Source organism: Pandoraea horticolens, from assembly GCF_902459555.1.
In the GTDB taxonomy this organism is placed as follows: domain Bacteria; phylum Pseudomonadota; class Gammaproteobacteria; order Burkholderiales; family Burkholderiaceae; genus Pandoraea; species Pandoraea horticolens.
The window spans coordinates 51,427-62,855 of sequence record NZ_CABPSM010000016.1 but is presented as its reverse complement, the minus strand read 5'-3'; the positions used below and the strand labels follow the sequence as shown (position 1 = coordinate 62,855).

The 11,429-nt window shown below is 62.9% G+C and carries 12 protein-coding genes and 1 pseudogene; 7 read left to right on the top strand and 6 right to left on the bottom strand.

Annotated elements, in window-relative coordinates; translation table 11 throughout:
* The first annotated feature begins 26 nt into the window (after window positions 1-26).
* Complete coding sequence (locus PHO31112_RS21665; protein ID WP_150622954.1) at window positions 27-473, top strand: carboxypeptidase regulatory-like domain-containing protein; 447 nt, start codon at window positions 27-29, stop codon at window positions 471-473.
* Between the two features lie 158 nt (window positions 474-631).
* Here PHO31112_RS21665 and PHO31112_RS21660 read toward each other — a convergent pair whose 3' ends face one another.
* Window positions 632-1,651 (bottom strand): XdhC family protein, encoded by a 1,020-nt coding sequence (locus PHO31112_RS21660; protein ID WP_150622952.1) that lies wholly within the window; start codon window positions 1,649-1,651, stop codon window positions 632-634.
* A 336-nt stretch (window positions 1,652-1,987) separates the two neighbouring features.
* Here PHO31112_RS21660 and PHO31112_RS21655 point away from each other — a divergent pair, with 336 nt between their 5' ends.
* The 5 genes from PHO31112_RS21655 (at window position 1,988) to PHO31112_RS21635 (ending at window position 5,144) form a co-directional block, all read left to right on the top strand.
* Window positions 1,988-2,605, top strand: coding sequence for an SRPBCC family protein (locus tag PHO31112_RS21655; RefSeq protein ID WP_150622950.1), 618 nt, complete (start codon window positions 1,988-1,990; stop codon window positions 2,603-2,605).
* On the top strand, window positions 2,595-3,146 hold the full coding sequence (locus PHO31112_RS21650) for a winged helix-turn-helix domain-containing protein (RefSeq protein WP_150622949.1): 552 nt from the start codon (window positions 2,595-2,597) through the stop codon (window positions 3,144-3,146). Before PHO31112_RS21655 ends, PHO31112_RS21650 begins: the two co-directional genes overlap by 11 nt.
* A gap of 130 nt (window positions 3,147-3,276) precedes the next feature.
* Complete coding sequence (locus tag PHO31112_RS21645) at window positions 3,277-3,912, top strand: cytochrome b/b6 domain-containing protein (RefSeq protein ID WP_246178454.1); 636 nt, start codon at window positions 3,277-3,279, stop codon at window positions 3,910-3,912.
* Window positions 3,913-3,941: 29 nt separating this feature from the next.
* On the top strand, window positions 3,942-4,760 hold the full coding sequence (locus PHO31112_RS21640) for a molybdopterin-dependent oxidoreductase (RefSeq protein ID WP_150622945.1): 819 nt from the start codon (window positions 3,942-3,944) through the stop codon (window positions 4,758-4,760).
* Window positions 4,761-4,841: 81 nt separating this feature from the next.
* On the top strand, window positions 4,842-5,144 hold the full coding sequence (locus PHO31112_RS21635) for a pentapeptide MXKDX repeat protein (protein WP_150622942.1): 303 nt from the start codon (window positions 4,842-4,844) through the stop codon (window positions 5,142-5,144).
* A 20-nt stretch (window positions 5,145-5,164) separates the two neighbouring features.
* On the opposite strand, the pseudogene PHO31112_RS21630 reads toward PHO31112_RS21635, so the two are convergent.
* Window positions 5,165-5,545: pseudogene (locus tag PHO31112_RS21630) on the bottom strand (winged helix-turn-helix domain-containing protein); the annotation flags it as partial.
* 530 nt (window positions 5,546-6,075) lie between these two features.
* Here PHO31112_RS21630 and PHO31112_RS21625 point away from each other — a divergent pair.
* Window positions 6,076-7,491 (top strand): hypothetical protein, encoded by a 1,416-nt coding sequence (locus PHO31112_RS21625; protein ID WP_150622938.1) that lies wholly within the window; start codon window positions 6,076-6,078, stop codon window positions 7,489-7,491.
* A gap of 236 nt (window positions 7,492-7,727) precedes the next feature.
* Here the strand turns inward: PHO31112_RS21625 and modC are convergent, their stop codons facing one another.
* The 4 genes from modC to PHO31112_RS21605 all read right to left on the bottom strand — a co-directional run bounded on the left by modC (window position 7,728) and on the right by PHO31112_RS21605 (window position 11,386).
* Complete coding sequence (gene modC, locus PHO31112_RS21620; RefSeq protein WP_150622935.1) at window positions 7,728-8,834, bottom strand: molybdenum ABC transporter ATP-binding protein; 1,107 nt, start codon at window positions 8,832-8,834, stop codon at window positions 7,728-7,730.
* Window positions 8,824-9,522: a molybdate ABC transporter permease subunit gene (gene modB / locus PHO31112_RS21615; protein WP_150622933.1), complete on the bottom strand. Its 699-nt coding sequence runs from the start codon at window positions 9,520-9,522 to the stop codon at window positions 8,824-8,826. The genes modC and modB overlap by 11 nt, the downstream gene beginning before the upstream one ends.
* A gap of 8 nt (window positions 9,523-9,530) precedes the next feature.
* Window positions 9,531-10,343 carry a molybdate ABC transporter substrate-binding protein gene (gene modA / locus PHO31112_RS21610; RefSeq protein WP_246178453.1) on the bottom strand — a complete coding sequence of 271 codons (813 nt, stop codon included), beginning with the start codon at window positions 10,341-10,343 and terminating at the stop codon, window positions 9,531-9,533.
* A gap of 377 nt (window positions 10,344-10,720) precedes the next feature.
* Window positions 10,721-11,386 carry a TetR family transcriptional regulator gene (locus PHO31112_RS21605; protein WP_150622929.1) on the bottom strand — a complete coding sequence of 222 codons (666 nt, stop codon included), beginning with the start codon at window positions 11,384-11,386 and terminating at the stop codon, window positions 10,721-10,723.
* Between the last annotated feature and the right edge of the window lie 43 nt (window positions 11,387-11,429).

The following is an 11,429-nucleotide window of genomic DNA, read 5'->3' as shown; positions in this document are numbered from 1 at the left end:
GTGATGACATGAACGGGAGGTCGAATATGTGGCAGCAATGGCAACGTTGGTCGGCGGCCGCTGCGACGGCCGCAGTAATGGCTGGGAGTCTGGGCGGGATATCAGCTGCCCATGCGCAAGGCGGGATGCTACCGCCGTCGATGCAGCAAGGTAGCGTGACGTATGTCTCGGGCGGCATCGACAGCGACGAATCCGGGGCTTTCAAGCGTGAGGCGTCGCGCTGGCCGTTGTCTATCGAGATGGCGGCGCGCGGCGACGGCGCGAACGAGTACGTGGCCGATGTGCAGGTGCAGATCATGCACGGTGGCACCACGGTGCTCGATACGCGCTCGAAGGGGCCGTTCATGCTCGTGAAGCTGCCCGAAGGCAACTACACCGTGAAGGCGACGTATGACGGCAAGCCGATGACGAAAGATGTCCGTGTGCCCGCCAAGGGGCACGCCGCAGCAACATTCCTGTGGCCGCGCGAATGATGTGCCGATCAGTCGCGTCAGGTGCAGGACCACGGATGACGAGGTAACCCAGGCAATACCACTTTGCAACGAGTGAGCGAGTTGCGCCGCCGAAAGGCGGCGTTTTTTTGTGCTGCGGAAAATGAAGTGGGACGCGATCCGTCCGAGGGTGTCGCGGTTCAGGCCGCGCTCTGGCACTCGGAGGCTTCGCCTTCGGCAGTGTCTTCGGATGTGCGTGTCGCGAAGGTCTGTTTGACGGCGATGCCGTTCTTGATCGCCGTCATCTCGGCGAGAATCGCCACGGCGATCTCTGCGGGCGTGCGCGCGCCGAGGTGCATGCCGACCGGGCCGTGCAGGCGTTCGATTTCCGTCGAACTCAGATCGAAGAGCGACAGGCGCTCGCGGCGGCGCGCGTTGTTCACGCGTGAGCCGATGGCGCCAATGTAGAACGCGGGAGATTTGAGCGCTTCGAGCAGCGCCATGTCGTCGAGCTTCGGGTCGTGCGTGAGCGTGAGTACCGCGCTGTGCGAGTCAAGCTGCAGCCGCACGATCAGATCGTCCGGCATCTCGCGCGACAGCTCGGTGCCCGGCACTTGCCATTCGTCCGCGTATTCACTGCGCGGATCGCAGACGATCACGTGATAGTCGAGCGCGCACGCCATGCCGGCGACGTATTTCGAGAGTTGTCCGGCACCAATCACCACCAGCCGACGGCGTGGGCCGTGCGAGGCGATGAGCCGGATGCCGTCGAATTCGAGCGACGGCGTGTGGTGGCCCGGCGCAATGCGTACCGCGCCGGTCGCCATGTCCAGTTCGCGCACGACGAGGCGGAATTGCGCGATGGCATCGAGCAGGTCCGCAACGCGCGACGCATCGTTCAACGGCTCGAGCACCAATTGCAACGTGCCACCGCAGGGCAGCCCGAAGCGGTGGGCCTCTTCGGCGCTCACGCCATAGCTGGTGAGTTGGGGACGGTTCTGTGGCCAGTCGCCGTCGCGAATGCGGTCGATCAGGTCGTCCTCGACGCAGCCGCCCGAGACGGAGCCGACCATGTGGCCGTCTTCACGAATCGCGAGCATCGAGCCCACGGGACGCGGGGCAGAGCCCCAGGTGCGTACAACGGTGCCCAGCGTGACGAAAAAGCCCGCGCGGGTCCACTGTACGGCGGACTTCAGCACTTCCAGATCGACACTATCCATAGCACGGTTCCTTCGCCAATATGCGAGCGGCCAGCCGATAGGGCCAAGGCGCGGGGCCACCCCCCTCCACCCCCTTCAATTCGTCGCCCGATGTGATCCGGCGAGTATATCGTGCATTGGCCTGCGCTGTATTTACGCCGATACTCCGCTCATCCGCCCCGCTTCGTGGCCGTATGACGGTCGTTTTTTTGGGGGAGCGGAACGGGCGTCGAACCCAACGTCGCAGCCGTCATCTGACGTGAGTTGACTCGTGTCACAATACTTCGAGGTTCGAGGTAACGCCGAAATACCGCCGCAACACCAACGAGTTATTACATCGCGTTTGGGGAGGGGGCAATGGAACTGCAAAATAGCCGGCAGTTGCCGGTGGCACGAGATGTCGCGTGGATCGCGCTGAACGACCCAGGCGTCTTGCGCGGGTGTATTCCCGGCTGCGAATCGCTCGAGCGTATCGACGACACGACGTGGGCGATCGTCGTCGTCGCCTCGCTGGGGCCGGTAAGCGGACGCTGGAATGGCCGCATCACGCTCTCTGATGTGGTCGCACCGAGCGCGTATACATTGAATTTCGACGGACTGGGCTCATCGGCCGGGCACACGCGCGGCCGGGCGGCGGTCACGTTGCAATCGCAAGGACCCATGAACACATTGCTGACGTATGACATGAAGGCGCAATTCGGCGGCGAGTACACCCATCTGGACACCCCTCAGGTCGAAGATGCGGTCCGCAGGCTCGCCGACGAGTTCTTTAAGCGCCTGACGGCCGCCATCGCCCCCCACCACAAGCTCAACGACCCCGTCGCCGCCGATGGCGAGGTGGCCGCCGCGCTCGCGACGTTTGCCGACAAACGCGATGCGTCTTCCATGCGCGAAAAGATGGCGCGCTGGTGGCCATGGGTCTTGACAGTGGTGGTGCTGATCCTGATCGTGCTCTGGGGAAACCATGCCAGTTGAGCGTCGTCAGGGGAAAGCGGGCAAGGCGACCGTGGGCAAGCCGGAAAAAGCGGGTAAGGCGACCGTCGCCCTTACTGCCGGCGCACGCAACGCCGACGCGCTTGCGCGGGAGTTGCTGGCTGCGGCCGAAGCGCTGGAAGCGGCGAGCAAGGCTCCGGCGCCTGTCGGAGAAGCGAGCTACGACGTGCGCGTGCGCATTCGCGATGGCGACACCCCGGTGTTCGGGCCGGGACGTCTGACGTTGCTGCGAGCCATCGAAGCGACTGGGTCGATTTCTGCGGCGGCACGTCGTATGGGCATGTCGTACCGGCGGGCGTGGTTGCTCGTCGAAGCGATGAATCACGAATTCCGCGAGCCGCTCGTCACCCGCCATATCGGCGGCGTGTCCGGCGGTGGCGCGCAACTCACGCCGTTCGCGCAGAACCTCATGGCGCACTACGACACGCTCATCAGGGAAATCCGCTTGCTGCTCGACGCCCACGTGCCGACCTTCGACGCCTACCTCAAAGGCGGCAAGGCCGTCGACCCGGACGAAGCGTAAACACCGGCCTCCAGTCGCTTAATCCCCTTCGTCCGGACTATCACGAAAACGTTAAGTCTCCGTGAGGACTTCGTCACCGGTCTGAGGCGACACTGACCCCATCGACGCGAACCCCGCGATGGAGGTCCTCATGTCCCGCCTGACGAAGTCCGTACCGCTTGCGGCACAGCCCCCGGCTCGGCCCGGATCGGTACAGCCGGGTTGGCTGCGCGTCACCCACTGGCTGAACGTGCTGGCCGTGCTCGTGATGATCACGAGCGGGTGGCGTATCTACAACGCCTCACCCATCTTCGGTTTTCGCTTCCCCAACCCGATCACGCTGGGCGGCTGGCTTGGCGGCGCGCTGCGCTGGCACTTTGCGGCGACGTGGCTGCTGGCGGCCAACGGACTCGTCTATCTGTCGACCAATCTTGCGAGCGGCCGTTTGTCGCGCCGCTTCTTTCCGCTGACCTTACGCGGCGTGATGCGCGATGCCTTCGCTGCGCTGCGTGGCCGTCTCGTGCACGACGATCCCCGTCAATACAACCAGGTGCAACGCGCCGCGTATCTGTTCGCGGTGCTTGACCTGGTGCTGCTCGTGGCGTCGGGACTGGCGATCTGGAAGCCGGTGCAACTCGGCTGGCTTTGTACGGCGTTCGGTGGGTTTCAGGGCGCGCGCGTGGTGCATTTCGTCGCGATGGCGGGCCTCGTCGCGTTCGTCGTGGTCCATGTCGCCATGGTGGTGCTGGTGCCTCGCACACTGCGCACGATGATTACCGGACGCTGAGCGCGCCCGCCACGAGAGACCGAACTGCCATGACCCTCGAACGACAACCTCGCAACCTTCCACCCATCGCCCCGGTCGTGCGCGACGGCGAAGCGATTCTGCACGAAGCGCGTGCGTTGATGGCGCGTCGTGTGGCCGAGCCTTCTCGCAGAGCCTTTCTGACGCGCACGTTGTCGCTCGGCGGCGTGGCGCTGCTCTCGGGGTGCTCGCTCGACGACAACGCCGGCGTGGATGCGGCGCTGGACAAGATCTCACGCTGGAACGACCGCGTACAGGCCGCCCTGTTTCGTCAGGACGTGCTGGCGCCGACGTTCCCGGCGTCGAGCATCACACGTCCGTTCCCGTTTAACGCGTTCTATTCGATGGACGAAGCACCGGTGGTCGAAGAAGCCGACTATCGGTTGGAGTTGTCCGGACTGATTGCGGACAAGGCGCCATGGCGTCTCGATGCGCTCCGTGATTTCGCGCGCCCGCGTGCGGCGGAGCAGATCACGCGTCACGTCTGCGTGGAGGGCTGGAGCGCCATCGGCCGCTGGGGCGGCGTGACATTCTCCGACTTCCTGCGACGTATCGGCGCTGACACGACTGCGCGCTACGTCGGCTTCAAATGCGCGGACGACTACTATACGAGCATCGACATGCCCACGGCACTGCATTCGCAGACGTTGCTCGCGCTCACCTACGACGGTCAGACGCTGCCAAGGGAGTACGGCTTCCCGATGAAGCTGCGTATTCCCACGAAGCTCGGCTACAAGAATCCCAAGCATATCCGCGCGATTTTCGTGACCAACACGTATCCGGGCGGGTACTGGGAGGACCAGGGCTACAACTGGTTCGGCGGCAGTTGACGCCAACGCGCGGCTGCACGATTCACGGAGCGCAGACCTCGCGTTCCGGCAGGACTCACTCACACTTGGAGGACTACGGCAATGAAGATGCGATATCTGGCGGTGATGGCAATGGGACTGGCGCTCGGCACCGGTGCAGCCTTTGCACAGGACGCGATGAGTAAGGGGGACGCGATGTCGAAGGGAGGCGCCATGAGCAAAGGCGATGCCATGAGCAAGGATAAGGACATGGACAAGAGCGGCAAGATGTCCAAGGGCGACGCGATGGGCAAGGGCGATGTCATGTCGAAGGGCGGTGCCATGGGCAAGCACGACGCCAAGGGCAAGATGGACAAGGACGATGGCATGTCCAAAGGCGACGCGACGGGCAAAGGCCATTATTGAGAATTACATAACCCATGACATCACCACAGTTCAGCCTGCTTCCAGCACGCGGTGATGATCGATTTGCGCTTCTGGCCGCTCTTGAGTCTGCGGCGGGCGGTGTGCTTGAGTTCAGCCAGGGTATCGGGACAGAAGTTGGCCAGGGCGTGCTGCTTGAGCCAGGCCCACAGATACTCGACCGGTTTGAGGTCCGGGGCGTGGCCCGGCAGCAGCGCCATCTGTACGGCGCCTCGCGCGCTGCCGAGGTACTCGCGCACGACGCGATGCGTTGGGCTTCTGCGAGCTGAAGCCCAACGCACCAGCAGCCGCCAGACATGGACCTCGCTGAAGCTGACGCCGTATAGTCGCGTGATGAGCGCGCGCACGCGCCTGAGCGTCCACAGCTCGGTGCCAAAGCCGTGCGCTCTCCACGATCAGCCGAGAACTGCACCGAAACGGCGGGCCGCAGGACTATCTGGTGTCGCACGAGACGATCTATACCCCATACAATCCGACCACAAACAACTATCAAGAACGGTAGTTTGCACGCTGCAATACCAAAACTATCTTGGCGCTATTCACGTTCATGAGAGAGAAGCGGGGCGCAAGGCTCTGGCGGGTTGGTGAAGTACCTCTGTTGACGGTCGAACTAACGATCCGGCATAGAGAATAGTTTGGCTCATGGCCGTGGCAATCAGGGGCTTCAATAGCTCGAGATATCGCTTCGAAGCTGCTCCCGGAGGAACATCGCGTGCAGTTCCCATCAACGAGGTCAATGCGCTCCAAGTGCACCACGCTGCTCTGGCTAGCCGCAGTGCTAGCCTCCACGTGGAGCTCCGCCGCGTGCGCCCTGACTGGCGCCGATGTCGCGACGTTACTCGATCGCCGTAATCAGTTGACAGTGAACACGTGCGGCGTGGACAAACCCGCGTGGTATTGCTCCGGTGTGCTCATGCGCGACATTGCCACTGGTGACAAGCAATTCTGGAAACTCAACGCGACCGATCTGGCCTTGCAGTCGTTAGCATTTACGTACCGCCGCCAAGACGTGGTGAGCACAGCGCCGAATTCACGTATCGGTATGGTGCTGTCCGACCTATTGAGCTCGGTGGGGGTAGACAAACCGTACGCCATGCGGTGCGCATATCCGGTGGCCGCATCCCTCCGCGACACAGATCTTGATCACGGGTGCAATCTGACGGGAATGGCGTTGCCCACCAGTCCTGATGTGGGCGACGATTCCTCCTGCGCGGCGTTAGGTGTAACCAATGCCACTCAGTGGGCAAGCCGATATCTGGGCACCGCCCCTGGCCAGCAATGTTCCTTCAGCGTCCAGACCCCCGCCCCGTTCAACCAAACGCTGCAAGCGCACGCGCTGGCGAACGCCGCTGGCCTGACACCAGACGTGCAACTGTTGGTGGTGGCTTGGGATGCCACGTATCCTGAAAAGATCGCTATCGATGCGCTTTACTATCTCGTAAATGACCCTGCCCCGCCTCAACTGCTTGAGGCGCAAGCCAGACAGCTTGCCTACTACGAAGCTACAGGGACTTGGCTGCCGTTGCTTCGCTATGCGCCCGGTTCGTCAACCCCGTTCGGTTTCGATGAGACGGATCAGCTTGATTATGGCAATCAGGTGGCCGCTCGCGTCAACGCTCGCTATGCCGACACAACCCCTTGTCCAGGCGGTATGGCCGCCTATATGTGTAATGGTGTCGTCGCTCGGGTCAGCGGATACGGCACGAGTTTTCACTCCTGGAATCCTAGTCCGTCATCTATCAAGCTTAACGGCGTCTCGGCCACCTATCTCCGCAGCGACCTTCGTACTGACTTGCCCTACCTTGGCGGCGTTGGATTCGTGATGCGCGAGTTTGCCGCGCCCGCTCAACACCCGTTCCAGATGCGTTGTATCTACCCCACTGATGGATTCACGGTGTACCGTGCAGATAAATGCGGTATGAGGGGGAGTAATCTGGACAGCGAACCCTGTGCTGAGCTGGGGATTACAGATCTCCAAGGCTGGGTGAACCACTACAAAAGAACCGGCTACGAACAACAGTGTTCCTTGGGCGCGGACAGCGCGGGGTTCGAACTGAGTATGCAGGCACGCTTGACTTTACCCGTTCCGATCCGAAATTATGATGAGAAATGGAGTGAGGCCATTCTGGCGATCTGGCCACAGGATATACCTGAGCAGTTGCCGCTGGAGGCCATCTTCTATACCGAAGGTCAATTGGCCGGAGCCCAGTACATTCAGAGGGACTACATGCAGCAGACCCACCGCTTCCTGCCGATTCTCAAGTTCAACAACGCGCTGGCGGCTCCCTTTACCTACACCCTTAGCGACCAGATCGCCAATGGACAGTGAGCTTATTGATAATTCTCCAATCCCTGACAACCGAATCGCAGCTTGTACGTTCTCCGATCAACACGTTGATCGGAGAATCGGATCATGGCCAAGATGAATGAAGCCACGCGCCAGCGAGTACGTGCTGGGCGACTGATGCTGCCGGGCTACGCCCCGGGCTTCCGTTGCGACGCCTTGTCTATTGCGACGTCACCGACTCGCAACCGACGCTGTCAGCGGTGCTGCGCAACGACGAGCTAGCGCGTCAGCGCCACCGATTTGATGAGCAGAAACACGTCGCGGCCCGACGCCAGTTGCAGTTGATCGGCGGAGAAGCGCGTGATGCGTGCGCGCAGCGCCGTGCCTGCGGTATCGCCGAGGAGTGTGGCGCTGACTTCCACCGAGTCGCCAAGATCGCGCAGCGTCGTCACGCGTGCGCGCAGCACGTTCAGCACGCTGGTATCGACGGGCGGTGCGGTGGCCACCGCGACATCGCGCTCGCGCACGAGAATGCGGCAGGCATCGCCTGCGTCGCCACTGGCGCGCGGCACCCGCAGCCGGATCGTATCGCTGCCGTTCACGGCAAGCTCGGTCAGACCGTACTGCGCGTCGTGTCCGACGATGCGCGTCTCCAGCACGGTGCCCGGCGCTTCGCTCGCGCCGTCGAGCGCGTCGCGATGCGTGTTGAGCACGTCGGCCGGCGCGCCTTGCGAGATCGTGCGGCCGTCCTTGAACAACACCACCTGATCGGCCAGTCGCATCACTTCGTCGAGCGAATGCGTGACATACAACACGGGTAATTTCAACTCGTGACGAATGCGGTTCAGGTAGTCGAGCACTTCGAGACGCCGCGCATGATCCAGCGAAGCCAGCGGCTCGTCCATGAGCAGCATGCGCGGGCACGACAGCAAGGCGCGGCCGATGCCCACGCGTTGCTTCTCGCCGCCGGACAACGCTCCCGGACGGCGGCTCATCAGGTGCCCCAGATTCAACACGTCGACCACATGTGCCAGCGCAATCGCCCCGGTGCCTGCGGCGGCCACGTCGCGGCGTCGTAACCAGCGGCCGAAGAGCAGATTCTGGCGTACCGTCAGATGCGGTAGCAGGCGGGCGTCCTGAAACACGTAGCCGATGCGGCGGCGCCACGTGGGCAGGTTGACCCCGGCGGCACTGTCGAAGAGCACGTCGTCGCCCACGACGATGCGCCCCGCGTCGGGCTTGAGCAGGCCGGAAACGGCATTGACGACGGTGCTCTTGCCGCTGCCGGAGGGCCCGAACAGCGCGGTCACCCCCATGCCTGCGGCGAACTCGGCGTCGAGCCTGAAGTCGCCGAACGAATGCTGGAGACGAACTTCAACCGTCATAACCGAGCGCCTTGCGATTACCGAAGCGAATCAGCACTTCGGAGAAGATGAGCGTTGCCACGGCCAGCACGACCGAGATCGCACACAGACGCCAGACCATCGCGTCGCCATCGGGCACCTGCGTGGCGGTGTAAATCGCCAGCGGCAGCGTCTGCGTCTGTCCGGGAATATTCGACACGAACGTGATCGTTGCACCGAATTCGCCGAGCGCCCGGGCGAACGCGAGCACGAAGCCGTGCAGCACGCCGGTGGCAGTGAGCGGCAACGTGACCGTGAAGAAGGTGAGCCACGGACCTGCGCCGAGCGTCTGCGCGGCTTGCTCCAGCTTGGTGTCCGACGATTCGAGCGCTTGCCGGATCGCTCGCACGAGCAGTGGGAAGCCCATCACGCCTGCCGCGAGCGCGGCGCCCGTCCAGCGAAACGCGAAGGTGAAGTTGAACCACTCGCGCAATAGTTTGCCGATAGCGCCTTGTGCGCCAAACAGCACGAGCAGCGCGAAGCCGACGACCACCGGCGGCAGCACGAGCGGTAAGTGCAGGATGGCATCGAGCAGCGCCTTGCCGGGGAAATGCCGGCGAGCGAGCAGCCAGGCGGCACCGTAGGCGAAGGGCAGGCTGCAAAGCGTGCCCCATAAGCCGATGCGCAGGCTGAGTTCGACGATGCCCCATTCTTCCGGGCTGAGACTCATGAACATGCTTACGGACGACTGAAGCCGAAGCGCCGGAACGTGGCCTGGGCCGTGGGGGTTTGCAGGAATTTGTAGAACGGATCGGCGTCGGCACGGTTGGCCTGCTTCGTCACGGCAACCGGGTAGACGATCGGGGCATGACTGTCAGCCGGGAACGTGCCGGCGATGCGCACGCGCTTCTCGGCGTTGGCGTCGGTCTTGTACACGATGCCGTAGGGCGCTTCACCGCGTGCAACCAGCAGCAGGGCGTTACGCACGTTGTCGGCGGCGGCGACCCTGCCTTGCACCTTCGCCCAGATGCCGAGCTTCTCGAGCGCAGCTTTACCGTAGAGGCCGGCCGGCACGTGAGCCGGATCGCCCATGGCGAGGCGGCCGTCGCCAAGCTTCGCGTCGAGGTCGGCGCCCGACTTCAGATCGATGTCGCCCGTGGTGGTGGCTGGCGCGATCAGCACCAGTTCGTTGCCAAGCAGGTTGCGACGCGTGCCGGTGTCGATCAGGTCATGCTTCTGGGCATAGTCCATCCAGTCCTGATCGGCCGAGATGAACACGTCGGCCGGTGCGCCTTTTTCGATCTGGCGGGCCAGCGTCGAACTCGCACCGTACACGAGCACCGGCTTCTTGCCGGTTTCCTTGGTGTAGGCGGCGGACAAATCGTCGAGAGCGTCTTTCATGCTGGCGGCGGCGAACACTTGCTGGGCTGCGGCGTGGCCGGCAAACAACAAGCTTGCGCCGACGGCGGCAACGCCCAGTGCACGATGCAGTATCGTGCCGGACTTTCGCGGGGTTCGGGACTTCGGGCTAGCGATGACGACAGCATTCACGAATGTGGTCTCCAGCATGGGGTGGCTAGGTCGGCTCGATGTCTGGCGGCGAACAGGCCGCGCGCCTTGAGCAGACTCTCGGATGCAATCGGGCAGCGAGGCCGGATTGCCGGTCGCGAAGTGGGTGCAACGCGTTATGTAGAATTATATATAACGCTGCAACGCTGTGTAGGTATCTGACGTATCACGGCATCCGAATACCGTGCGGTGCGGCAACTTCGCGTTGTGAAACAGAGAAATCGGGACAAGCGGGGCGATGTGCGTCGCCTCGCGCAAAGGCGGGCGCCAACGAACAAGCGCCCGGTGACGGGCGCCTGCTAACTTATTTATATAGGGGGCAGTCTCGAAAGACTGGATGCGCAGTTCGACGTGTGCGCTCAGACGAGGCCGGCCTGAGGCGCTTCACTCGCCGGGCGCAGCATCGCCGGGCTCATGCGCAACATGTCGAAGAAGCCGTCGACCACGGCATCGCACTCCACGCCGAGATCGTAGTCGGGCAGGAACAACCAGTCCGACATCATGCCGACCACAAGCGCGTGCAGCATGATCGCCGCCAGGCGCGTGTCGAGATGCTTCGGCAACTGATTGCGCTCAATGGCGCGTTCCATGTCTCTCATGATGCGCTGCTTGCCGTCGGCGCACGCTTCGCGCTGACGCTCGAGCACCGAGAGCATCTCGTTCGTGTATTCACACTTGTGGAACAGGATGTCGAGCACGCGGCGGCGGCGCTCGTTACGCGCAGTCTCCTTGAGCACGAGCTTGCAGATATCGTGCATGCGCTCCATCGGATCGCCGTTCTCCGGCTCGGCGCATACCTCGTCGATCATGCGCTCCATGGGCAGACGGATGCGATCCATCATGGCGTTGAACAGGTCGATCTTGTTCTTGAAGTGCCAGTAAATGGCGCCGCGGGTCAGGCCAGCGGCTTCCGCGATGTCGGCGAGCGATGTGCTTGACACCCCTTTCTGTGCGAACACCGTCTCGGCGGTGTCGAGCAATAGATTGCGGGTCTCGATCGCTTCCTCTTTGGTTCTACGGGCCATCGTCGTGTCACAGGGGTGGGGCGGCGGAAATTTTGCGAAATGC